16 protein-coding genes are annotated in these 25,517 nt (G+C 50.6%); all 16 read left to right on the forward strand.

Features of this window, described 5'->3' with window-relative positions; all coding sequences use genetic code 11:
* Positions 1 to 61 precede the first annotated feature (61 nt).
* The 16 genes from MTP37_RS04760 to MTP37_RS04840 all read left to right on the forward strand — a co-directional run bounded on the left by MTP37_RS04760 (position 62) and on the right by MTP37_RS04840 (position 25,490).
* Complete coding sequence (locus tag MTP37_RS04760; protein ID WP_396344071.1) at positions 62 to 898, forward strand: VirB6/TrbL-like conjugal transfer protein, CD1112 family; 837 nt, start codon at positions 62 to 64, stop codon at positions 896 to 898.
* Positions 899 to 1,012: 114 nt separating this feature from the next.
* Positions 1,013 to 1,345, forward strand: coding sequence for a PrgI family protein (locus MTP37_RS04765; protein WP_437534214.1), 333 nt, complete (start codon positions 1,013 to 1,015; stop codon positions 1,343 to 1,345).
* Positions 1,281 to 3,737 carry a VirB4-like conjugal transfer ATPase, CD1110 family gene (locus MTP37_RS04770; protein ID WP_396343985.1) on the forward strand — a complete coding sequence of 819 codons (2,457 nt, stop codon included), beginning with the start codon at positions 1,281 to 1,283 and terminating at the stop codon, positions 3,735 to 3,737. Before MTP37_RS04765 ends, MTP37_RS04770 begins: the two co-directional genes overlap by 65 nt.
* Complete coding sequence (locus tag MTP37_RS04775) at positions 3,734 to 4,054, forward strand: hypothetical protein (protein WP_128117284.1); 321 nt, start codon at positions 3,734 to 3,736, stop codon at positions 4,052 to 4,054. Before MTP37_RS04770 ends, MTP37_RS04775 begins: the two co-directional genes overlap by 4 nt.
* A 19-nt stretch (positions 4,055 to 4,073) precedes the next feature.
* Positions 4,074 to 6,083 (forward strand): C40 family peptidase, encoded by a 2,010-nt coding sequence (locus MTP37_RS04780; protein WP_249238416.1) that lies wholly within the window; start codon positions 4,074 to 4,076, stop codon positions 6,081 to 6,083.
* Between the two features lie 11 nt (positions 6,084 to 6,094).
* Positions 6,095 to 6,367: a DUF4315 family protein gene (locus MTP37_RS04785; RefSeq protein WP_055187021.1), complete on the forward strand. Its 273-nt coding sequence runs from the start codon at positions 6,095 to 6,097 to the stop codon at positions 6,365 to 6,367.
* On the forward strand, positions 6,360 to 7,010 hold the full coding sequence (locus MTP37_RS04790) for a DUF4366 domain-containing protein (protein ID WP_249238698.1): 651 nt from the start codon (positions 6,360 to 6,362) through the stop codon (positions 7,008 to 7,010). Before MTP37_RS04785 ends, MTP37_RS04790 begins: the two co-directional genes overlap by 8 nt.
* 70 nt (positions 7,011 to 7,080) lie before the next feature.
* Positions 7,081 to 9,129 (forward strand): type IA DNA topoisomerase, encoded by a 2,049-nt coding sequence (locus MTP37_RS04795; protein WP_249238417.1) that lies wholly within the window; start codon positions 7,081 to 7,083, stop codon positions 9,127 to 9,129.
* A gap of 14 nt (positions 9,130 to 9,143) precedes the next feature.
* Entirely contained in the window at positions 9,144 to 17,699 is an 8,556-nt protein-coding gene (locus MTP37_RS04805; RefSeq protein ID WP_437443568.1) for a MutS N-terminal domain-containing protein, read from the forward strand.
* Between the two features lie 64 nt (positions 17,700 to 17,763).
* Positions 17,764 to 18,228, forward strand: coding sequence for an XF1762 family protein (locus MTP37_RS04810; RefSeq protein WP_249238419.1), 465 nt, complete (start codon positions 17,764 to 17,766; stop codon positions 18,226 to 18,228).
* On the forward strand, positions 18,218 to 22,252 hold the full coding sequence (locus tag MTP37_RS04815) for a DUF3849 domain-containing protein (protein ID WP_249238420.1): 4,035 nt from the start codon (positions 18,218 to 18,220) through the stop codon (positions 22,250 to 22,252). The genes MTP37_RS04810 and MTP37_RS04815 overlap by 11 nt, the downstream gene beginning before the upstream one ends.
* A complete protein-coding gene (locus MTP37_RS04820; protein WP_249238421.1) occupies positions 22,249 to 22,500 on the forward strand; it encodes a transposon-transfer assisting family protein in 252 nt (83 codons plus the stop codon). The genes MTP37_RS04815 and MTP37_RS04820 overlap by 4 nt, the downstream gene beginning before the upstream one ends.
* A 17-nt stretch (positions 22,501 to 22,517) precedes the next feature.
* On the forward strand, positions 22,518 to 23,309 hold the full coding sequence (locus tag MTP37_RS04825; protein WP_249238422.1) for a YodL domain-containing protein: 792 nt from the start codon (positions 22,518 to 22,520) through the stop codon (positions 23,307 to 23,309).
* Between the two features lie 165 nt (positions 23,310 to 23,474).
* On the forward strand, positions 23,475 to 23,852 hold the full coding sequence (locus MTP37_RS04830; protein WP_113998665.1) for a helix-turn-helix domain-containing protein: 378 nt from the start codon (positions 23,475 to 23,477) through the stop codon (positions 23,850 to 23,852).
* A complete protein-coding gene (locus tag MTP37_RS04835) occupies positions 23,852 to 24,670 on the forward strand; it encodes an ImmA/IrrE family metallo-endopeptidase (RefSeq protein ID WP_249238423.1) in 819 nt (272 codons plus the stop codon). Before MTP37_RS04830 ends, MTP37_RS04835 begins: the two co-directional genes overlap by 1 nt.
* 16 nt (positions 24,671 to 24,686) lie before the next feature.
* Complete coding sequence (locus tag MTP37_RS04840) at positions 24,687 to 25,490, forward strand: hypothetical protein (RefSeq protein ID WP_249238424.1); 804 nt, start codon at positions 24,687 to 24,689, stop codon at positions 25,488 to 25,490.
* Positions 25,491 to 25,517 lie beyond the last annotated feature (27 nt).

The raw sequence follows: 25,517 nt of genomic DNA on the forward strand, positions 1-25,517 counted from the left end.
CAAGCGATAGGAGGAAAACCCGCCATTGTTCGATAATATTTTCGCGGCAATCGAAAAATGGATGAGGGAACTTCTTTCCGGCATGGTGGAGTCCAACCTGAGTACGATGTTCACAGCGGTCAACCAACAGACCAGTGAGATCGCTGCTCAGGTCGGGCAGACACCGCAAGGGTGGAACAGCAGTATTTTCAGCATGATCCGTAACATTTCGGATTCGGTGGTGATTCCCATTGCAGGAATCATCATTACGCTGATCCTCTGCTATGAGCTGATTTCGATGCTGACGGAGCGGAACAATCTGCACGATGTGGATACCTGGATGTTCTTCAAGTATTTCGTGAAGATGTGGATCGCGGTCTATCTCGTCAGTCATACGTTTGATATTGCAATGGCGGTATTTGACATCGGACAGTCGGTGGTGGATTCTTCCTCCGGCATTATCCGTGGCAATACCGCCATTGATATTAGTTCGTTGACTATGCAGATGCAGGCGGCGATGGCAACGATGGAAATTGGCGAACTGGTCACACTGACTTTGGAAACCCTTGTTGTAAGCTGGTGCTTGAAAATTCTGTCCATAGTTATCACGGTGATCATGTACGGCAGAATGATTGAGATTTACCTCTACACTTCGCTTGCTCCGATCCCATTTGCAACCATGAGTAACCGTGAATGGGGCCATGTGGGTACGAACTACTTCCGGGGTCTGTTCGCGCTGGCATTCCAGGCGTTCCTGATGATGGTCTGCGTGGCAATCTATGCAGCCCTCATCGGCAGCATCCGGGTATCTTCGGATATTCACTCGGCATTGTTCGGCACAATGGCCTACACGGTGATTCTTTGTTTCTCGCTGCTCAAAACGGGAAGTCTGTCCAAACAGATCTTTGGCAGTCACTAAATCCGGGAAAATCAAACGAAAGGAAAAGACAGCAGACAGAGCCGTTTCCCGGCGGCGGTCGTGCTGTTCTAGTGATAAATGGCCTATGTAACAATTCCCAAAGACCTTTCTAAAGTGAAGAATAAGGTCTTTCTGAACCTGACGAAACGCCAGCTTGTATGTATGGGGTTCGCGGCAGGCATTGGCGTTCCGTTTTATTTCCTCACGCGCGATACGCTGGGAACCAGCAATGCGGCGGCAGGCATGGTGCTCCTGATGCTGCCGGAGTTTTTCTTTGCGTTGTATGAGAAAAACGGGATGCACCTTGAAACCATCCTGACGAATTTCATCAGCGTCCGCTTCAAACGTCCTGCGGTACGCCGCTATGAGGTCGAAAACCTGTATGAGCGGGAACTGGAAACCGCAGCACCGATCCAGAAGAAAGGAGGCATTCTTGGTAAAAAGTGAACCGAAGAAGAAACTGCCCCTTGGCGGCTTCTTCCAGAAGTTCTTCCGCAAGCCCGAAAAGAGTGAAAAGGAGCAGCGGCTCACCGTGCAGCGTTCCATTCCGTATCTGGAAATGGGGCACGATGGTATCTGCCGGGTGGAGGAACATCTGTATTCCAAAACGATCCGATTCTACGATATCAACTATCAGCTGGCACAGAATGAGGACAAGAACACCATCTTTGAAAGCTGGTGCGACTTCCTCAATTACTTCGATGCCAGCATTCGCTTTCAGCTTTCGTTCATGAATCACAAAAGTGATATGAGCGAGTACAACAAGGTCATCCAGATCGAGCCGCAGCACGACCAGTTTGATGATGTGCGTATGGAATATGCGCAGATGCTGAAACAACAGCTTGCCAAGGGCAACAACGGTCTGGTTCGGACGAAGTACATCACGTTTAGCATTGAAGCGAAAAGTGTCCGGGAAGCAAAGCCCCGGTTAGAGCGTATCGAAACCGATATTCTCAATAATTTCAAGGTGCTGGGCGTGAAAGCCTACCCGCTGAACGGCGTGGAACGGCTTCAGATCATGTACGAAACCTTTCATCAGGAAGAACAGCAGAAGTTCGATTTTAGCTATGACCGCATCCTGCAGAGCGGCATGACCACCAAGGACTTCATTGCCCCGACCAGTTTTCTGTTCAAGAGTGGCAAGGACTTTATGATGGGTGACACCTATGGTGCTGCATCCTATCTGAACATCCTTGCCCCGGAACTGACGGATAAGGTGCTGGCTGAGTTTCTGGATATGGACAAAAATCTGGTGGTCAGTATCCATGTGCGGTCGGTTGACCAGCTGAAAGCCATCAAACTGATCAAAGGCAAAATTACCGACCTGGATCGTATGAAAATTGAGGAACAGAAGAAAGCTGTGAGGTCTGGTTATGATATGGAAATTATTCCGAGCGACCTTGCAACTTATGGTGGCGAGGCCAAGAAGATTCTGGATGATCTGCAGAGCCGTAATGAGCGTATGTTCCTTGTTACGGTGCTTTTCCTCAATACGGCCAAGACCAAGCAGGATCTGGATAGTGCTGTGTTTCAGACTGCTGGTATCGCGCAGAAGTTTAACTGCACGCTGAACCGTCTGGATTATCTGCAGGAGCAGGGCCTTATGAGCAGTCTGCCGCTGGCCAATAATCTTGTTCCTATCAAGCGCGCACTGACCACTACCTCCACAGCAATCTTTGTTCCCTTCACCACGCAGGAGCTTTTCATGGAGGGAGACTCCCTCTATTACGGTCTGAACGCGGTGTCTAACAACATGATTATGGCAGACCGGAAGCAGCTGAAAAACCCGAACGGTCTGATCCTCGGCACACCGGGCAGCGGTAAGTCGTTCAGTGCAAAGCGTGAGATCACCAACGTGTTCTTTACCACAACGGACGATATTATCGTGGCAGACCCGGAGGGCGAGTATTATCCGCTGGTGGAAGCACTGGGCGGACAGGTCATTCATATCTCGTCTACCAGCCGGGACTACATCAACCCGATGGACATCAACCTGAACTATGCGGATGATGATAACCCACTGGGTATGAAATCGGACTTTATTCTTTCCCTGTGCGAACTGATCATGGGCGCACGGGATGGTATGGAGCCGGAAGAAAAATCGGTCATTGACCGTTGCCTGCCGCTGGTCTATCAGAAGTACCTGAATGATCCGAAACCCGAAAACATGCCGACGCTCGGTGATCTGTATGACTGCCTGCGGGAGCAGAAAGAACGGCAGGCACAGCGTATCGCTACGGCACTGGAAATCTATGTCAATGGTTCTCTGCGGGTGTTCAACCATCAGACCAATGTGGAACTGGATAATCGCATTATCTGTTTCGACATCAAGGAACTGGGTAAGCAGCTGAAAAAGCTGGGTATGCTCATCGTCCAGGATCAGGTCTGGAACCGTGTTACCATCAATCGCAGCGGTAAAAAGAACACACGGTACTATATAGACGAATTCCATTTGCTCTTAAAGGAAGAGCAGACCGCAGCATACAGCGTCGAAATCTGGAAGCGGTTCCGAAAATGGGGCGGTATACCGACAGGAATTACGCAGAACATCAAGGATTTGCTCGCAAGCCGGGAAATCGAGAACATCTTTGAGAACAGCGATTTCATTTATATGCTCAACCAGGCATCCGGCGATCGGCAAATCCTTGCCAAGCAGCTTAACATTTCGCCGTTCCAGCTGTCGTATGTGACGAACAGTAACGAGGGTGAGGGGCTGCTGTTCTACGGCAACACGATTATCCCGTTCAAGGATAAGTTCGATACTTCGCTGAAACTGTATAGCCTGATGACAACGAAGCCCAATGAGATGGGAAAATATAAGGAGAAAAAAGAAGCATGAACACATCGAATATTTTTGACCGACTGAGCCGCAAGATTCATCATCACTCTGACATGGAGCCGCACGAAAGCGATTCCGGCCCGCCCTTTGGTGAGGTGGAGCCGCTCAACTTCCACGATGAAGAATCGGTGGTGCATACGGTGCTGGAAGATTTCTATGCCGTTGGCACACTGGCCGATGAACTGACTGACGGCTTTCACATGGAAGCCCACGGTTATCTTGACCGTGAGGAAGTGAATGCCCGTCTGATCGCCTTTGCCCGGAAGCTGGAGCAGGTGCTTGACAAGTGGGAAACCCACGCAGCCTTGATCGCATGACGGCTCCAGCCGGAAGGAGGTGATTTCCATAGCAGACAAAAAGTTCCGGGGCAGAGATAAAATCGTCCAGAAGATGACCAAAGACGGTCTGGTGGATGAAAACCTCCGCACCGGGGAGCAGAAGTCCGCAACCGTAGCAGAAAAGCCGGAGCAGGAAGATTCGGCAAAAGAAACTGCGGAAAAGGAAACAGACGAAGAACCTGTTGTGGACGAAGAAATCTGTATGGATGCCGAGGATGGGAAGGAGGAAACACCCCGGCATCACAGCACCGCCAAGCAGAGCGCAGACTATTACAAAGCCCATCAGGAGGAGGGTAAGCCAAAGGATGCGCCTGCGGAATCGGATGCAGAGCCGCAGACCAAGAAAGGCCGACTTTCTTTTGAAGACGAAAAGGGCGGCATCGTCCGTGGCGTGGGGATGGGCGTTAAGAAGGTGGCGAAGAAAGGAGTGGATACCGCCACCGGATTTGCCCATCAGAAAGTACATCAGGTAGAAAAGGACAATTCCGGTGTGGAAGCTGCACACAAGTCAGAAGAAGCAGCTGAACGCCTGCACCACTTTGTCAAAGGCAGAAAAAAGCCCAAAGATAAATCTGCCAGAGCGGAGAAAAGAGGTGGGGAGGATCAGAAATCCAGCCGTCTGAAATTCTCCGAGAGCGAGGGCGGCACGGCAGAAAATGCAGCAGAACCGCAGCTGAAAAAGAAACAGCCCCAGCCGCCACCGACTGCCGCAGGAGGTGAAGCAAAAACAGTCGGTGCGAAGTTTTACCAGAAAAAGCAGTATAAGGATGCCTATGCAGCCGCCAAGCGCGGCCAGAAAGCCGGAACTGCCGCCAGCAAGCAGGCAGCAGCGGCAACAAACACCATTACGGAGAAAGCGAAAGCGGCGGTGCAGGAGATCGTCGTGCAGCATAAAACTTTGTGGGTCGGTATTGGTGTGGGTATCCTGCTGGTGATGGTAATGTTGGGAGCGTTTTCAAGCTGTGGTGCAGCGATTCAGGGAACAGGCAGTACCTTTGTGGGAACGACCTACCCCAGCAAGGATGCCGACATGAAAGGTGCGGAAGAAGATTATCTGGAACTGGAAAAAGAACTGGATAAGCAGATTCGGCAGATGGAATCCACCCATCCGGGCTATGATGAATACCGCTATCAACTTGATGAAATCGGGCATGACCCATATCAGCTTATTTCCTATCTGACTGCAGTTTATGAGCAGTTCACCAGAGGACAGGTCAAGCCTGTTATCAAGGAACTGTTCAAGCAGCAGTATCTCCTGAAAGTGTGGGAAACCATTGAGATTCGCACTCGCATGGAAACCAGAGTAGGGGTTCGGCCAACGATTGACGCTTTTGGAAACATCAGCATGGAAACCTATACCTATCAGGAAGAAGTGGAGTATGAATACAAAATCCTCAATGTCCTGCTGAAAAATAAGGGCTTCGATACCATCGCGCGGAAGAACATGAACCAGAAGCAGACCGGGCGATACGATGCCTACAACCTGACCTACGGCAACCGCCCGGAACTGTTCGGTGCAGGCTCCCCGACATACAGCGGCGGCACAACGGGCAGTATTGGCACGGGCGGCGGTACTGGTGGCTCCGGCGGTGGTTTCAAGTATGATATTCCATCGGAAGCCCTTTCGGATGAAAAGTTCGCAAAGATGATAAAGGAAGCTGAGAAGTATCTGGGTATGCCGTATGTGTGGGGCGGCAGTTCCCCAAGCACCAGTTTTGATTGCTCCGGCTTTGTCTGCTGGGTTATCAATAACTGCGGCAACGGGTGGAGCGTTGGGCGTACAACAGCCAATGGTCTGCGTGGGAAATGCAGTTATGTTTCTCCTGGGGATGCAAAGCCCGGTGACTTGATCTTCTTTGAGAAAACCTATAACACCGTTGGCGCGTCGCACGTTGGAATCTATGTCGGCAATGGCATGATGATCCACTGCGGCGACCCCATTTCCTACACCAGCATCAATTCGACCTACTGGCAGAGCCACTTTTTAGGCTTTGGACGTATCAACTGAAAGGAGGACCGATGGGCAAGAAATTACAGAAATATCTGGATGAAGCCGAAAAGACAGAACAGCAGATTGCTGAACTGGAGGAACGGCTGAGAACCATCCGGGCAGCACAGAAAAAGGAAGAGGACAGCGAGATCATTCGTGCCATCCGCAGCACCAAGATGGGCGGGCGCGAACTGCTGGCTCTGCTTGACAACATTCAGGCGGGCAACGTGACGTTCCTGACCGCTGTAAACAACGCTTCGGAGGAAGCAGAAACGGAGGAAGCGATTGAAAAAGATGCTTAAACGGCTGGGTGTTGTTATTCCCAGCACAATTCTGACCCTGCTGATGGCAGTGGGCTTTTCGACCCCGGTCTTTGCCTATGTGGACACTACCGAGGTGGCGGAGGAACCTGCACAGGTGATCGAGGAAGCAGAGCCGACCGAGGAAGAAAAGATTCCGTTCACCATCGCAGGCAACGGTGAGGTGGAGGACAACATGGTGGATGACCCCAGTAAGGAGTTCTTCACGGTCAAGACGAAGGGCGGCAACACATTCTTTCTGGTGATCGACCGGGCGCGAAACAGTGAGAACGTCTATATGCTCTCGATGATCGACGAGTACGATTTGCAGGAGTTTCTGGATGATGAAGAGCGGAACGGCAAGCAGGAAGAAGAAACGCCTGCGGTAGTTCTGCCCGAAACCAAGCCGGAACCTACCCCGGATGTGGAAATCGAAGAACCGAAAGAAGAATCGAGCGGCGGCATGAATAAGATTCTGCTGCTGGTGTTCGTGGCTGCGCTGGGCGGCGCAGGTGCTTTCTTCTACTTCTACATTTATAAGCCGAAGCCGAAAGAAGAAACGCCGCAGAGTGAAAATCTGGAAACCGACCAGAGCCTTGCGACTGTGAACGAGGATAATCAGTCCGGCAACGAAAATGGCACATAAGAAAACCGTAACATAAGGATGCAGGGGTAGTCGAAAGGCTATCCCTGCTTTTTTCAAAAAGGAGAAAGCGTTGAAATATCTGGTGATTGCAGAAAAACCGAGCGTATCGAAATCCATTGCAAAAGTGATCGGTGCATATCGGCAGGAGGACGGGTATCTGGAGGGTGGGGATTGCGTGGTAAGCTGGTGTCTGGGGCATTTGGCAGAGTATGCGGCCCCGGAACACTACGATGAACGCTATGAAAACTGGCGTTTTGAGGATTTGCCGATTCTCCCTGTCGAGTGGAAACTGCTGGTACATAATACAAAGAAGCCGCAGTTCAATGTTCTGCGCAAACTGCTCCGCAGCAAGAAATTTGATTATGTGGTGAATGCCTGCGATGCGGGACGCGAGGGCGAAGCGATTTTCCGCCGTGTGTATGCTCTTGCTGGAAGCAAACTCCCCATCAAGCGGCTGTGGATCAGCAGCATGGAGGATGCCGCCATCCAGCAGGGCTTTGAAAACCTGAAAGATGGTGCGGCGTATGATAACCTGTTTGCAGCGTCCGAGTGCAGAGCAAAAGCGGACTGGCTGATTGGCATGAACGGAACCCGTGCTTTTACGAAAAAATACGGCAGAAAGCAGATCATTGGCCGGGTGCAGACCCCGACGCTGGCGATGCTGGCCGAACGGCAGAACAAAATCCAGAACTTTGTAAAAGAACCCTATTACAAAGTGGAACTGTCCGGTGGGGGCATGGTCGCAGTATCGGAACAGATGGCGCAGGAGCAGGATGCCGATACCATGTGGGCTGCCTGTGACGGGCAGTGCGCGGTGGTCGGCAGCATTGAGCGAAAGAGGGTAGAAAAGAAGCCCCCGAAGCTGCATGACCTGACAACTTTGCAGCGAGAAGCAAACCGCTATTATGGCATGACCGCCAGCCAGACCTTGCAGGCGGCACAGGAACTGTATGAAGAAAAGCTGGTGACATACCCCAGAACAGACAGCCAGTTTGTGACTGAGGATATGCGCAAGACGGTGGAATCTCTGGTGCTGGCCTTAGATGGCGCGGCAGCAGACGTAAGCTGCGTTATCAACAACAGCAAGGTCACAGACCATCATGCGATCCTGCCGACGATGCAGGGCGCAAAGTGTAATAAGGCAAAGCTGTCCGAAACCAAACAGAAGATTCTTTCGCTTATCATCTGGAAACTGGTGCAGGCTGTGCAGCCGTCGTTCATCTATGAGGATGTGCTGGTAACAGTGTGCTGCCAGGGCAGGAACTTCACGGCAAAATATAAGGATGTTCTGCAGCCCGGCTATACGGCAAAACCTGTTCCGCTTGTGGAGCCGGAGAAGAACAAGGATGCGTCACTTCCGAACGATCTGGAACAGGGGATGGTTATTCCGGTGGTACGGGCAGAGAAAAAGCAGGGCTTTACTTCACCGCCGAAAGTCTACACCGAAGATACCCTGCTGTCAGCCATGGAAACGGCAGGCAACAAGGAATTTGAAAAGGACACGGAGAAGAAGGGTCTGGGAACCCCTGCAACGCGCGCTGCGATTCTGGAAAAGCTGGTATCCTCCGGCTATGTGCAGCGTAAAGGCAAGCAGATGATTCCCACGGAGGACGGTGTGGCCGCGATCCGCAATATCCCGGACTACCTGAAATCTGCCAGTATGACAGCCGAGTGGGAAAATGACCTGCTGCGGATGGAGCGCGGTGAGATCAAGCCCTATGATTTTATGCAGGGCATCTACGGATTGCTCGATAAGATGCTGGTTGACCTCCGGCAGATTCCTACCGTCGCGGCAGCTCCCAATCATAATAAGGTAAGCGTAGGAAACTGCCCGGTCTGCGGCAATCCTGTACATGAGAGTAAGCTCAGCTTTTGTTGTGCAGACCGTAGCTGCAAATTTGCACTCTGGAAAGAAAGCAGATACTTGTCCAACATGAGAAAAACGCTGGACAAGAAGATGGCGGTAGACCTTTTGAAGAAAGGCCGCACCCATGTAAAAGACTTTTATTCCGCGAAAAAAGATAAGACATTCGCCGCTGACCTTGTGATGCGCGTCGAAGAGGGTCGCGCACAGTACAGTCTGGAATTTCCCAAAACACCGATGAAAACGAAAACGTAAAGGAGGTTTGACCCTTGCCACAGATTAACGATATTCGAGAATTGGCGCAGCAGAACGCCCGGTATGTCAGTAACTCGCCACAGGACTGGATGAGTTATCTGGATGTGGCGGCGCGGCTGTATCGCTATTCGTTCACCGATACACTCCTGATCCACGCACAGCGGCCCGATGCGACCGCCTGCGCAGAACTGGAACTCTGGAATCAGAAAATGAGCCGATGGGTCAACCGTGGCGCAAAAGGCATCGCGCTTCTGGATGATACCGGACCGCGTACCAAGCTGCGGTATGTGTTCGATATTGCTGACACCCATCTGGTGCGCGGCGGAAAAACACCGCTCTTATGGAATCTGGACAGCCACGAGCATGAGCAGGCTATCTTAGACCATCTGGAAGATACCTATGGTTTATCCCAGACAGACAGCATAAACACCGCCCTGATGGAACTGGCGCAGCAGCTGACCGCCGACAATCTGGATGAAGCGATGGACGGTTTGGCCTATGAGGTGGCGGATACGTTTCTGGAAGAACTGGACGAAGATAACATCCGTGTCCGCTTCCGGGAACTGATGACCAACAGTATCTTCTATACGCTTTCCCGCCGCTGCGGGCAGGAGCCTATGGATGTGCTGGACGATGATGACTTTATTCGCATCGTGGATTTCAACAAGCTGCCGGTACTGTCGTTCCTTGGCAACGCGGTTTCCGAACAGTGCGAAGCGGTTCTTTTTGATATTGGCCGAGAGATGCGGAAAATTTACAAAAAAGAAATCACGCAGCAGCTTGAAAAATCCGTTGACAGCTTGTATAATACCAATACAGACTTTAGCACATTAAAGCACGAAACCGAAGAAAACACGACCAAAGGAGGACAAGAAAATGGAGTTGACGTATTACCGCAAGGGAGATTATCTGTTCCCGAATCTGGCCGTGAAGGACGAGCCGCAGACCATCGGGAAGTACGGGATGCTGCGCAGGACGTACCTGAAAGAGAACCGAAGGAACTGGTATCAGAGTATGCTGATGAGCGGCAGGCTGAACCAGCATCTGGCGCAGATCGAGGAAGCAGCGGAGAGCCGGGTGGAAACCCTGCTGGACAGCCTGAACGAGAAGTTTCCGGCACCGAGCAAGGAGAAAGACCCGCTGGCATGGGTGGCGCACCAGAACAACCTGACGGCGATGGCAGAGGAGATCGTCTTGAAGGAATTGGTGTACAATTAACCGAACCGACAACGGAACAGGATTTGAGCGAAGCAGAGGAAGAAATTGCCTCTGCTTTTTCTTTGCCTGATCTGCCGACCGTGGAACAGCAGATCCGCGCCATTGAAGCACCGATCCAGGCGCGGTATGCGGATGAAATTGCACTTGATCCTGAAGTGGTCGATGAAATCCTGCGCACGGGTAGCAACCGCAGCAAGGGGCGGCTGCGTCTGATCTACAATTTCATGGTCGAGAAAACTCCGGAAGAATATACAGAGTTCGTGAAAAACGAATATGGTACGGGCGGCAAAGGCTTTGAGATTGACGGTGCAAAGTATGCGGTCTGGTTCGACGATTTGGGACTGCGCATTGCAGCAGGTGACACGGCAAAGGGCGGTACGCTTGCCAATGCGTTTTTATCCTGGGAGGATGTGAGCAATCGTATCCATGAACTGCTCCGGCAGGGTGAGTATGCTCCGCAGGCGGTTCTGGATGCTGCACGGCAGAATGCTTTGCAGGAACACGCGCAGACGTTGGCTTATATGGAACGTGACTTGGCAGACGGTGTTGCCGAAGCAGTGTTTCAGGATACAGAAATCTTCAGGGGTGGTTTCCCGGAACTGACAGACAGGCTGGCAGACTTGCTGGATGACACGGATTTTCTGACTGACCTAAACGACAGATTATCTGCGCTGGGGGAAGCCTACGCCGAAGATAAAGACCTGATGCGGATGCACTTTTATAAGCCGGATAAGGTGGCGGCGCTGTTCCACCAGTTTGCAAAACCCTATCAGAATTACTCGGCGCGGGATGGCTTCCACTGGAATGAGTACAAACGATTCATTACGGATGATGAAATCAATGGATATTTCACACGGGGCAGCAATTATTCGGACAGTCGGCTGGCAATCTATTCGTTTTTCCTGAATCATGAGGACAAAAAAGTGCGGGCTGACTTCCTGAAAGACCATTACGGGATCGGCGGCAGCAGCCATGCACTCTGTGGGGCAGACGATTCTCACGAAGATCACGATGGCAGAAATATTGTTTTGGAACGCGGCTCATACGGAAACTCGTATGCCAGCGTTCATCTGAACTGGAATCAGGCCGCAGGCCGGATCGACCAGCTTATCCGTGCCAGTGAATATCTGAAACCAGCGGACTATTCCCGGATGCCTGTCTATGAGCAGGAGCAGATGGCAATGCGGGTGATGGGCTTCTATTACCATCTGCCGAACGAGGTGGAACGTCCTTTCCCGCAGGATCTTTACCACGAAGAGGGACGAAAGGCTCTCGTCGAAAAGCTGGAAGCTCCTGAACAGGCGGTGGAACTGCTGGAGCAGATGGACAATGCGTTGCTGTCCGTGCCGCTAGATTCGGAAGAATATGAGCGCAAGGCAGAATCCCTCTCTATCCTGCACCAGTATGTCGAGGGAACGTACACGATTTTCCCGGAAAAAAAGAGGGCTGTTGAGATTGTGGGTCCTGAACAGGGGCAGATTTCCATGTTTGACTTCATGGAGCAGGAGCCGCAATCGAAAGAGCAGTCAACCGCCGCAGCGGTTGAGAAACCCCGAAAAGATGTGCCCATTGCAGATGAAAAGCCTTCGGAGCAGACGCTGCAGCCCCTGCCACTGGATGCCGCCAACGAGTATAACGCGCTGAAAGAGCGTTACCCGAATGCGCTGGTCGGCTACGAGCAGCACGGTAACTTTGAGTTCTACGGCGAGGATGCGAAGCGCGTTTCAGAATTTCTTGGCAGCAAGCTGTTGGAAAAGGAAACCGCACTCGGCAAGGTTGAGGTATCTGGTTTTCCGCGTGAACAGTGGGCTTCACAGGCAAAGAAGCTCTGGAAGCAGGGGGAGAGCGTCTATCTGTCCGGCCAGCAGGAAGATGGAACCCATGCGCAGACAAAGTATTTCCGCAGAGAGGAATATCTGCCAGTCAATACCATCGTTGAACTGGACGATAGAGAGTTCCGTGTGGATTCGGTCAACTTTGAACAGGGAACGGTCAGCTTGCAGGACATGACCCTTGCGAAAGAAGCCCGGTATCCGATTTTCCGAATGGAACCGCTGGAGTACATTCGGCATTTGTACGAACAGGTAGATGTGCCGATGGAAGAAGCAGTGGAAATCACGGTCTTTACGGCTCTGCACAATGCTGGTGTAGCCTACGAGGATTTTTCCCCGGAGCAGATGGATGTGATCTATTCGGTGGCAGAATCGGGCGGCGAACTGGAAGAACTGCTTAACCCTGACTTCCCGCCAGAACAGATGCAGCTGATCGCAGATGTGCAGAACCGAACGGATGCCATCAGCCGTGCAGCAGCAGAGGAAGCCCTTGAACCGCTGACCCAGCAGCCTATGACCCCGGCAGAGGTCAACCATGCACGGCGGCAGCACAATCTTCCGCTGGACAGTGGAGCAGAAACAAAACAGCCTGCACAGCCCAAACAGAAACCTATTAACTTCCGTATTACGGACGATGATCTCGGCGCAGGAGGGCCGAAAACAAAGTATAAAGCCAACGTGGAGGCCATTCGGGTGCTGCAAACATTGGATGCAGAACAGCGGCAGGCCACCGCAGAGGAGCAGGAGATTCTTTCTCGGTATGTAGGCTGGGGTGGCATTCCGCAGGTGTTCGATGAAAACAACGCAGAATGGTCGAAAGAGTATGCCGAACTACAGTCCCTGCTCACGGCGGATGAGTATAAGGAAGCCCGCGCCAGTACGCTGAATGCGTTTTACACTTCTCCTACGGTCATCAAGGCAATGTATGAAGCTCTGGGCAATATGGGATTGTCCAAAGGCAATGTGCTGGAACCGTCCTGTGGTGTCGGCAATTTCATGGGTCTGGTGCCGGACAGCATGGAGAAGATTCAGATGTACGGTGTGGAGCTGGACAGCATTTCAGGCCGCATTGCACAGCAGTTGTACCAGAAAAACAAGATTGCGGTGCAGGGCTTTGAAACAATGCAGTTCCCGGACAGCTTCTTTGACTGTGTTGTGGGTAACGTACCGTTTGGTAATTACAAAGTACCGGATAAGCGGTATGACCGCCACAATTTCCTCATCCACGATTATTTTATCGCCAAGAGCCTTGACCTTGTGCGTCCGGGCGGCGTGGTAGCGGTGGTAACGTCCAGCGGTACGATGGATAAGAAGGATTCCTCTGTCCGTGAATACCTTGCCAACCGCGCTGATCTGGTCGGTGCGATTCGTCTGCCGAACAATGCGTTCCAGCGCAATGCCAACACCAGCGTGGTTGCTGACATTCTGTTCCTGCAAAAGCGTGACCGTGCAGCGGTGGAACGGGCTGACTGGGTAGACCTTGGCGAAACACCGGAAGGCTACTCCATTAACCAGTATTTTGCGCAGCATCCTGAGATGGTGCTGGGGGAGATCACCACCGAAAGTACTCAGTATGGCAAGCAGGAAACTACAGTCAAACCCATCGAGGGGGCAGACCTTGCTAAGCAGTTGAAAGAAGCGGTCAGCAGCATCCATGCCACCATCACAGAGCCGGAAATCTCCGACGATGAACTGGATGTGCAGGAAGAACCCATTCCGGCAGACCCAAGTGTGAAGAATTTCAGCTTCACGAACGTGGACGGGCAGATTTACTACCGTGAAAACTCCTTTATGAACAAGGTGGAACTGCCTGCCGTAACTGCAGAGCGAGTGCTGGGCATGATCGCTCTGCGGGAAACTACTAGGAAGCTGTTGGATTGTCAGCTGCATGATGGTTCGGATGCAGAAGTACAGCTTTTGCAGAATGAACTGAAACAGCAGTACACCGCATTTAAGGCGCAGTATGGTCTGATCAACAGCACTGCCAATAAGCGGGCGTTCCGACAGGACAGCAGTTATTGTCTGCTGGCATCGCTGGAAATTCTGGATGAGGAGAAGAACCTCAAACGGCTTGCTGATATTTTCACCAAACGTACCATCCGTAAGCCGGAGCCTGTTACCTCGGTGGACACGCCCAGCGAAGCTCTGGCACTTTCCATTGGAGAGAAAGCGAAGGTGGATGTGCCGTTTATGATGCAGCTCTGCGGCAAACCGGAACAGGAAATCACGGATGAACTGGCAGGTGCAATTTTCCGAAACCCTGTGACACAGCAGTGGGAAACTTCGGATGAATACCTGTCCGGCAATGTGCGTGAAAAACTGGCCACAGCAGAAACCTTTGCGGAAAACCATGCTGAATATCAAATCAATGTGGATTACCTCAAACGGGTACAGCCCAAGGATTTGGATGCTTCGGAAATTGAAGTGCGGCTAGGTGCAAACTGGGTAAAGCCGGAGTACATCACGCAGTTTATGAGAGAAGTGCTCAAGACCCCGAACTACTATGTGGGCAGTGATATTAAAGCGACCTACTCTGAAATCTCTGGTGCATGGAACATTTCGGGCAAGTCGCTGGATCGCGGCAATCCGCTTGTTACCAATACCTACGGAACGATGCGGGTCAACGCCTATAAGCTGCTGGAAGATGCGCTGAACCTCCGCGATACCAAAATCTACGATACGATTCACGATGCGGACGGCGATCACCGTGTGCTGAACAAGCAGGAAACCATGCTTGCACAGCAGGCACAGGAATCCATTCGGGAAGCGTTCAAGCAGTGGATTTTCAAGGATTTAGACCGCCGCGAGGATTTGTGTGCGACCTATAATCGAATTTTCAATGCGATTCGTCCTCGTGAGTACGATGGCAGTCATATTCGTTTCGAGGGCATGACCCCGGAAATCTCTCTGATGCCGCACCAGAAAAATGCGGTAGCGCACATTCTGTACGGCAACAATACGCTGCTGGCGCATTGCGTGGGCGCAGGCAAGACCTTCCAGATGATTGCTGCCGGCATGGAGAGCCGCAGGCTGGGCCTGTCGCAGAAGAATCTCTATGTGGTACCGAATCACCTCACGGAGCAGTGGGGCGCAGATTTCCTGCGGCTCTATCCCAATGCGAATGTGTTGGTGGCAACGAAGAAGGATTTTGAACCCAGCAATCGAAAGCAGTTCTGCTCCCGTATCGCAACCGGCGATTACGATGCCATCGTGATCGGTCATTCGCAGTTTGAGCGTGTGCCGCTTTCCCCGGAACGGCAGAAAGCCATTGTAGAGCGTCAGATCGACGATATTACGCTGGCTCTGGCCGATGCCCGGAGTGAGGACAGCCGCAGTTTTACGGTCAAGCAGATGGAAAAAACAAAGAAAACACTGGAAGCAAAGCTGCAAAAGCTGAACGACCAGACGAGAAAGGATGATGTGGTTACATTTGAGGAACTGGGTGTTGACCGTCTGTTTGTGGACGAGTCACATTTCTATAAAAATATGTTCCTCTACACAAAAATGCGGAATATCGCAGGTATTGCACAGACCGATGCACAGAAGTCCAGCGATATGTTTGCAAAGTGTCAGTACTTGGATGAGCTGACAGGCGGCAAGGGTGTGACGTTTGCAACCGGAACCCCGGTCAGCAACTCGATGGTGGAACTGTACACCATTATGCGGTATCTCCAGTATGACACCCTGCAGAAGATGGGACTGAGCCACTTTGATGATTGGGCGGCATCCTTTGGTGAAACCGTCACGGCAATCGAGCTTTCCCCGGAAGGAACCGGCTACCGTGCGAAAACACGTTTTGCCAGGTTCTTTAATCTGCCGGAACTGATTTCTCTGTTCAAAGAATCCGCAGATGTGCAGACGGCGGATATGCTGAACCTGCCTGTGCCGAAAGCAGAGTACATCAATGAAGTTCTGAAACCCAGCGAGATACAGGAAGAAATGGTGAGTTCCTTTGCAGACCGTGCCGAGGCTGTACGCAACGGCAGCGTGAATCCGAAGTTCGATAACATGCTGAAAATCACCAACGATGGCCGAAAACTGGCACTCGACCAGCGGCTTATGAACGAGATGCTGCCGGATGAGTCGGAGAGCAAGGTCAATCGCTGTGTGGACAATGCGTTCAAGGTTTGGGAAGAATCTGCGCCGGACAAGGGAACGCAGTTGATCTTCTGTGACTTATCGACACCAAAGGCAGATGGTACATTCAACGTATACGATGATGTGCGGGAGAAGCTGGTGGCGAGAGGTGTTCCCCGTGAAGAAGTGGCGTTCATTCACGAGTATAACACCGAAACCAAAAAGGCAGAGCTTTTTGTAAAAGTGCGCGCCGGACAAGTGCGAATCCTGATGGGGTCTACGCCGAAACTTGGCGCGGGAACCAATATTCAGGATCGGCTGATTGCACTGCATCATCTGGACTGCCCGTGGAAGCCGTCTGACCTGGAACAGCAGGAGGGGCGTATTCTCCGGCAGGGAAACCGGAATAAGCAGGTGAAAATCTATCGTTATGTCACGGAAAATACGTTTGATTCGTATATGTGGCAAATTCTGGAAAATAAACAGAAGTTTATAAGCCAGATTATGACATCCAAGTCGCCTGTCCGTGCCTGCGATGATGTGGACGATACCGCGCTGTCCTATGCCGAAATCAAGGCACTGGCAACGGGTAATCCCTACATCAAGGAAAAGATGGATTTGGATATTCAGGTCAGTAAGCTGAAGCTGCTAAAAGCCAATCACACCAGTCAGATTTATAGCTTGGAATCGGATATTGCACGCCGCTATCCGCGAGAAATCGCTGTGGCACAGGGTCAGATTGAAGCACTGAAAACCGATATGGAAGCGGCAAAACCGCTTCTGGCGCAGGACAAAGACCACTTCGCTATGGAAATCAGCGGTAAGGTGTACAGCGAACGCAAGGAAGCAGGTGCAGCCATTATCGAGGCTTGCAAGGCTTTGAAAGCAGCAGGCACCGAGGGCAGGATTGGCAGCTACGGTGCGTTTGAACTGCATTCCCGGTTTGACAACTTCGATAAGGTGTTCCGCCTGTCCATCAAGGGTGCATGGAACTACTCGATGGAAGTCGGCAAAGACCCGCAGGGTAACATTCTGCGCGTTACCAATGCGCTGGCAGGCATTGAAAGAACGCTGCCGCAGGTGGAACGCAGACTGGAAACCTTGGAACAGCAGTTGGCGCAGGCAAAGGAAGAAGCCAAACGTCCCTTTGTGCAGGAAGCGGAACTGGCTGAAAAATCTGCGCGCCTTGCGGAGCTGAACTCTCTGCTCAACATGGATGAAAAGGGCAGTGAGGATGCGCTGGGAGTGGACGAGGATGCAGCCGAAACCGAAGTTGCAGACAGGCCGCGCCAGCCTGTGAACTATGCAGGCCGCGTTGCAGAGCGCACGGCGGACAATGTGCGGAAACCCTCTGTACTGGCACAGCTTCATGCAAAGCAGGCAGAGCGCAGCGCAGAACCGCAGAAATCCCAGAAGCGGAAAAGTCACAATATGGAACTGTAAATAGGATAACCCCGTTAGATCTCTGCAAGGAATCTAACGGGGTATTTTTGAACAAGGAGGGCATTTGCTGACATTAACACCGATCAATCTGAAAGCGGCAAACGCATTTGTGCAGCAGTATCACCGCCACCATAAGCCGACACGAGGACATAAATTTTCTATCGGCGTATCGGACAATGGCGCATTGGTGGGGGTTGCTATCTGCGGCAGACCCGTGGCACGGCGGCTGGACGATGGCTATACGCTGGAAGTTAATCGCCTGTGTACGGATGGAACTCCAAACGCCTGCAGCATCCTGTATGCGGCGGCGTACCGTGCAGCACGGGCAATGGGTTACAACAGAGTTGTTACCTACATTCTGGAAACGGAAAATGGAGCATCCCTGAAAGCTGCCGGGTACACCTGTGAGGGCAGGGCCGGAGGCTTGGAATGGAACGGCGCGAAGGCACCGAAACAGGCCGACCAATATCCGCGCCAGATGAAAACACGATGGGTCAAGAAAAAGAAGGAGGATGTGCATGGCAGTTGACCGCAAACAGCAGATGAAAGAAATCACGGAACGGCTGGGGCAGGGCGTAAAGGACATTTTTACATCGGAAATGTACACGACGTACCTGCGCACGATGGCAAAATTCCATAATTACAGCTTCAACAATACGCTGCTGATTGCGATGCAGCGGCCTGATGCCACACTGGTGGCAGGGTTCAACGCATGGAAGAATAAGTTCAACCGTTACGTCAAAAAAGGCGAAAAGGGCATCCAGATCATTGCCCCGGCTCCCATCAAGGAAGTGGAAGAACGCGAGAAAATCGACAAGGATACGGGCCTAGCTGTGCTGAACGAAAACGGTGAACCGGAAATGGAACGTGTGGAGTATGTGGTTCCGAGGTTCCGATTGACGACAGTTTTTGATATATCGCAGACGGATGGTGAACCGATTCCGTCGCTGGAAGTGAACGAACTGACGACCAGTGTCAAAGACTATGCGCTGCTTACGGTGGCAATCGAGCAGGTATCGCCTGTGCAGATTCGGTTTGATGAAATCGAAGGAGATGCAAAAGGCTATTACAGTGATGCAGACAAAGAAATCTGCATTCAGGTCGGCATGGGCGAGAGCCAGACCATAAAAACGATGATCCACGAAGTCGCTCATGCGATGCTGCATAACAGCGATTTCATGAAGAAGAACGGCGAGGAAAAAGACCGACTTACGAAAGAAACCGAAGCTGAAAGCATTGCATTTACGGTCTGCTCGGCTCTGGGCATTGATACGTCTGATTATTCATTTCCTTATGTAGCAAGCTGGGCCAGCGGCAAGGAGATGAAGGAACTGAAAGATTCGATGGATACGATTCGATTGACCGCAGCCGACTTTCTGGAAAAGCTGGAAGCGGCAGTCGCAGAAAGGAGTGCAGAGCGCATGACCGCGATGCAGTATGCGGAAAAGTTGATTGCCGACAAGAAGCAGGGAAAAACGATTTTTGATGATGAGCAGCGAAATCTCATCGTGAATTTTGCTTTCAAGCTGGATGATCGGGCAGCAACGGAAGAACTGGTGAACGATCTGGCGGCTGCACTGGCCGAGGATGACAAAGAAGAAGCCAACCGCCTGATGTATGATGCACAGGAGAAAATCGAAAATCTCCCAGATGGGATGATTGGCCTTTCGGAAATGCACGATTATGGCTATCTGCACGATGATGTACTGCCGCTGACGAAAGAGGGCGCACGGGAATGGCATCGGCTGGGCGAGAGGATTTATCCGCTGTTCCGTGATGGCACAGCAGGCGATTATGCAAGCCAAGAGGAAATCGAGCAGCACGATGGCATTTTCGGCATTAAGGCAGACGCATGGAATGCGATTTTGCTGGAACAGCGGGAAGATTATGCAGAGGACGAGTATGCACGCCCGGATTTTCAGCTGACAGTGATAAACCGTGAACAGGCTTTACGACTGTATGACGAGGGAAAGCAGATTTATCTCGTCCGCATCAGCCCGTGGCCGATTCTTGTCACGGCGCGAGAGGAAATCGAGCGCGGAAGTGATACCTTCCAGATTGCGATAGCTGACTTGGAACAGGTGCGGAACATGACAGAACAGGAAAATATGCTGCTCAATAGCGGCGAAAAGCAGTTCGGTATTTATCAGATCACAGAACGTGACCCGGAACATAACTATCGTTTCATGGGGCTGGACTATGTGCAGAAGAAAGGCATAACGGTTTCCCGTGCAGATTATGACCTGATCTATACCGCACCGCTTACGGAAAAGGACACGCTGGATGGCATTTATGAACGGTTCAATATCCAGCGTCCGGCAGATTTTACGGGTCATTCGCTGTCGGTCAGCGACGTGCTGGTACTCAATGATGGCAGTACAGTCAAAGCCTACTATGTGGACAGCATTGGATTTGCAGAACTGCCGGATTTTTTCAAGGAAAGGAATCTGGATTTGCAGAAAGAAAACCTTTTGAACGAAGAACTGCAGGAAATCGAAATCTTTGATAAGCCGGGTCTTTTCAGCAATGGCCGACTGCGGGATGAAGATGTGCCGGATGGCTTATATCGCTATGATCTGCGCGGCTCGGACTACGACCCCGGCCAGCCCATTACAGTGGAGAAAACGGTGGTGGTGAACCATGCAGCATCTGTCCTGATGGCCGAAGAACTTGACCTTGGCGCAGACGGGCGGCTGGAACTTGGCGAGGATGGGCTGAACTTCACAGGCGCGGAGTTGACCGTGCGAGAGTTCATGGAGGAACAGCAGCAGAAAAGGAATGGTCTGATCCACGGCGATTCCGACCACATCGCAGTCGAGGGGCATCTCGGTACATGGTATGCCGTTGATGAAACGGAGATCGGTGGGGAAAAGTTCTTCCTGCTGGAGCATGAGGAACACGGCGATATGGCGGCTTGTGTTGCAGTCGATGAGCAGGGCAAGCTGGTGGCAGAGGATTTGTGGAACGGCTTCGATGATGAATTTTTGGATGCGGTAAAAGAGTATCTTTCTGAAAAATGGAATATGCCGAATAAGGATGATGTGGTATCGGAGATCATTGAAAAGGCTGCGCCGGTGCCGGACAACAGCGCGCAGGACTATTCGGATGTGCCTGTCTACTATGAGCCGTTCAGCTATGCCAAAGAAAATGACGAGGTGGATTTATACCGTACCTCCTATCGGTTGAACGGCGAGTGTAAGCAGGCAATCCATGAAGCGATTGCGGACAATTATGACGGGATGCACCTTGGCGATGGTGCAGTCAATCAGGTGGTGAAGCAGTATGGTATGGAGCGTGTGGGGTACATTCTTGCGAATACCTTGCGCTACAAAAACTATGATGACCGCTTTTCTCACAGTAATAAGGAATGGGCGGAGCAAGTCGGCACCCCGGAGAATAATGCGAGAATCATTAAATTTCGAGCAGATTGGGTAGTTACCAGCCATTCGGCTGTACTGGATGGCTTTGTGACGATGTACCGAGAGAAACTGGAAAAGCAGAAAGAGTTGGAACAGCCATTTGTAAAGCGATTCTATGTGGTCGAGAACCGGCAGGCTGTTCCGCTTGAAATTAAGCGGTTTGGCAATCTCAACGATGCAATGTCGCAGTATCAGGCACTTCCGAACCATTATATGAAAGCCTTGGGTGTGGAGAAAAATCCTGATCCGCTGCCGGGTTCACTGGATATTTTGCAGTGCAGGAACGGCCTTGACACCATCGTAGAGGACTATAAAACGGTTCCGGGCTGGAATAACCCGTATATCCAGAATCACGTTGTCCAGCCGTTACAGGGGGCGTTAGCCGTGCAGGAAGTGGAACTGGCCTACAAACTGCCGGATGCCTATTTTCACATCCAGACCTGTGACGATGGCTTCGACTATACCTTATATAATAAAGACTTCACGGAGCGAGATGGCGGCATCCTTGAAACGGATGGAGATAAGCCTGTGCAGGAGGCTATGACAGAGCTGTTGGCAGAGTTTGGCTGTGATGCAGCAGAGGGCAGGGTCATGGACGCGGCAGAACTGCGGGAACAGGCTGATACGGTGGCTGAACAGCAGGCAGAAGTTTTGATAGAAAAGCTCGCCGCAGAAAGACCTGCGCCGGAGGAAACACTCAGTTTTTATGTTGCGGAGTGTTTGGAGTTTACGTTTGCGGGAAAGTTCCACGACCATCTGACGATGGAGGAAGCGTTGGAAGTCTACGACAAGATTCCATCCGAACGGATGAACGCTGACAAGTGCATTGGATTCTGCATCGAGGAAGATGGCGGCTTTGTTGGAATGTATGAGTTGGTCGTGAACGATAAAGTGCAGCGTGAGAACATCAACTCCATCAACTATTTCAGGGATGACAAGCTGGTGCAGCAAGCTATTTCCGATATGGAAAAGCTGATGTCGGAACGGCAGCAGAGTAAAGAGCAGGAACGCAGCAGTACGAAAAAGTCTGTTCTGGATGCCCTGCGCAGTCTGAAATCCAAGAAGCAGGGGCAGCCTGCACAGGAACAGACCAAACCGCAGAAAAGCAAAAAGAGAGGAGATATTGAGTTATGAGGAATGTGCGTTTTGATGAACTGGAATTGATTCTGATGGCGATGTTTGAGCAGCCGACACTCAAAGATACGATTCAGGTGTTGACGGAGATCCAGCCGCTTGTGGCAGAGGATGCAGAGATGTCTGCGCTCGTTCAGCAGACCATCCCGAAGATGCAGCGGTTGAACGAGCATCAGTTCAAGGGGCTGGAGTTGGAGTGGTATAAGCCGGAAGAACCAAACAAGAAAACAGGGGTGGCAGAGAAATAATGTCAACAGATATGTTTATGATCTACCAGATTAATGATGCTGAGAAAAATCGGGATTACCGCTGCCGCAGTTATGCGTATCAGATCGAACACGGCTTTATGATAACAACGGACAATTATGAAATCAGCTATTGCGCTAAAGCATCGCAAGGTCTGTTCCCAGCGAAAATTCGTGAAAACATGGAAAGCCTGAATCCCGACAAATTCAAAATCAGAAAATTTGGTGTCAGTGACGTTATTGCAATCACGGCGGCAGGAAAGACCGCATTTTACTATGTGGACAAAGAAGCACTGGTAAAGTTCAATGGCTTTCTGGCACCAAAAGCTGAGGGCAGCTATCTGATCTTGAATGAGGGCGGCTATCAGGTAGAAGGTCAAACAGATACATGGAAAGTCATTGACGAAAAGAATGTGCAGGAGCAAAGATTTGTGCAGCTTGTCTGTGAACAGACAAAAAAGCAAAAACCGGACATTGTTCTCCATGACAGTGGAGTTTTGGTGGCGCAGACGATTTACGGATTTGATAGTTCGGTTATGAAGAAAATCGAAAAGTTTCTTCGAGAACAAAAGCCGGAACTGCTGCATCATCAGAAGTTTTTGGAGAATGGCACTGCAGAACGTGCCAAAGAATCCGGCACAGAGCAGAATTACAACATGATTGATGGCTGTGTCAACAATAATCCGAAGAAACCGCGTATCATCGGAAATCGGATTTCGGTCCTTGACCGCCTGCACATCAAGTTGGAAGAGCGAAAACAGAAAAGTCAGCCCCAACAGCAACAGCAGCAGGAGAGAAGTCGGAAAAGTTAAAAATCCGATACAGCGCAGAGTGGTGGTTCCATAAAAGGAGCCGCCGCTCTTGTTTTGTAACCGAAATGGAAACAAAATATTACGAGGATTAAAAATAGTTTCCAAATGATTGATATTCTTGGCGAGAGAGCGTATAATATAAGTACAAGAATAGGAGGCGATTATATGCTGGATGTAAATATGATAATTGCAAACAATATTCAGGCTGAACTGAAAAAAGAAAACAAAAAGCAAGTTGATCTGGCAGAAGGAATTGGAGTCTCCAAGCAGACAATGAGCAAAATCATGAATGGTGCAAGAGCAATCAACGCGATTGAACTTCATAAGATTTCTGAATACCTTCATGTGTCGATGGATTCTCTGATGAAGATGCCGGAAAAGCCGATGGACACGAATGTGATCCATGCGTTTATGGGGCGTGTTAAAACTGAGGAAGCAAGAAAGGGAATCCAACTTGCGGATGAACTGTCCGATATGATTCTGTTCCATACTAGGGTGTGCGAGAATGGCAAAAAGATGGAGCAGCCCTGGGAGGATAAGTGATGAACAATGTTCTGGAAGATAGCCTCTTTGTAAGCCAAAACAGGAAATTTGATGAAATCCAATCCATCGTCAGGCAGTTTTCAGCAGAGTATGTCGGCAATTCCATTATCAAGGACAATATCTTTGCTGTCATACAGAACTATGCCAGAAAGAAAGAAATCGCGCTGGAAATGCTTCGTTATCCGATCCATGACGATGAATTATGGGCATTGACCTTTTTGAAACAGGATACGATTTTTGTATGCGTAAATACAGCACTTCCGCTTTGTAAGCAATTTTTTGCGGCGGCGCATGAACTGTATCATATCTACTGCTATGTGGAAAATGCAGACCAGAGCTATATAAAAAATGGTTCTATGCTGGATTCGGCAACAGGGAATGAAACAGGAAGAACGCAGGAGGATTTGGAAGCAAATGCCTTTGCAGGGCTGCTTCTGATGCCGGATCAACTGCTCCATGAGCAGATTCTGCTGTATGGGCTTGATAAAGATTTGGTTACAGTAGATTCTGTCCTGATGCTTATGGATATGTTTGCAATGCCCTATAAGGCAGTTGTACTTCGTTTGTTTGAAAGTGGAAACATATCTCATCAGCAGGCTGAAAAGCTGCTGGAGGTAGGCTCTGCGGACGTAATGGAAAGAGTATCGCTGACAGGTAAGGCAAAACGCTGGCAGCTCGATGGAAAAGGAACAGAATCTTTTGGCACACTCCTTGAGAAAGTTGAGTACAACAGACAGCATGAGTATCTGACGGAATCCAGAGAAAAAGAAGATGTGGCCTACCTTACTCAACTGAAAAAAGAGTACGGCCTGGATTGAGGGAGGTCAGATCGAAGTGAAAAGATACGCACTGCTGGATACTGACTTCATTTCCAAAACGTACTCTGTTCAAGATGATGGTGGCAATCATTTGATTGATCGGGTCATGGAATTGCCGGAGTATGAGTTCTTTTGTCATGCACAAATCGTAACAGAGCTTAATCGGTATAATGCTGATGCGCCAATCTGGTTGAGCGAGAAGATTGGCGCGCAAAAGATAAAAAGCTACACGGATCAGGAAATCCTTGAAAGCCTGTCACTTGTGCGAGGGCCGCTGGCGTGTGCGACTTATACGCAGATGTTAAAATTGGCCTGCGATGCCTTTTCTAAGGATTACTTTTCGGAACATTATCGGGCATTGGAAGAGGCTGATTACACGGTAATATCGAGAGAGGACTATTTGAAAGAGCTTGAACGACTCGATATAGAAGTTGGTAAGAAAAATAATCTTGGGGAAATCAAGTCGTTTGTGTTATTGCAGGTCTTGTCGGTGATGCTTGGTGAGCAGATCTATGTATTCTGCTCCGATGACAAAAATGCTCGGAATGGAGTCACAAATTTTGAAGATGTTCGGTGCATCAGTCTGGTATCGGTATTCTCACGTTTAAAAGAAGAATCAAACTGGACACTTGCCGATGCCGAACCGTACATTGAATCACTCATTGCGTTTTATCAGGATCATCACCAAACCACTTTCCGCGTAATGGAAGCGTCTGAGGTCAGAAGATTGCAACGGATACCATGCAGGCAGGTGTTGCAGGAAATCTTTGATGGGAAATTTATTGAACTAAAAAATGGTATGCTGCGGTACAAGCAGTAAGTGAAACGAATAGCCAGCGTATTGTGT

This window comes from Faecalibacterium sp. HTF-F (assembly GCF_023347535.1).
Classification (GTDB): Bacteria; Bacillota; Clostridia; order Oscillospirales; family Ruminococcaceae; genus Faecalibacterium; species Faecalibacterium wellingii.